This window comes from Pseudoalteromonas aliena, from assembly GCF_038155085.1.
In the GTDB taxonomy this organism is placed as follows: Bacteria; Pseudomonadota; Gammaproteobacteria; order Enterobacterales; family Alteromonadaceae; genus Pseudoalteromonas; species Pseudoalteromonas aliena_A.
Genome location: NZ_JBAKAU010000325.1, coordinates 1 through 206, shown reverse-complemented (window position 1 = coordinate 206; position 206 = coordinate 1). Strand labels below are relative to the sequence as shown.

Annotated in this window: 1 protein-coding gene; it reads left to right on the top strand. The window is 45.6% G+C overall.

The genetic code is table 11. The annotated features are described in order from the left end of the window. Positions 1-206: S8 family serine peptidase (locus tag V6260_RS19600; RefSeq protein WP_341595648.1), on the top strand; the 206-nt coding region annotated here is incomplete at both ends.

The following is a 206-nucleotide window of genomic DNA, read 5'->3' as shown; positions in this document are numbered from 1 at the left end:
ATCGGGCGGTAATGTTTCAGGCATACCTACAAATTCAAATCCTGCCGATGTAATAAACATGAGTTTAGGCGGCAGCGGTTCATGTAGCTCTACAACTCAAAACTCAATTAACACAGCACGCAGTAACGGTACCGTTGTAGTCATTGCTGCAGGCAAGGATAACGATAATTCTGCGAACTATAACCCAGGCAACTGTGAGGGTGTGG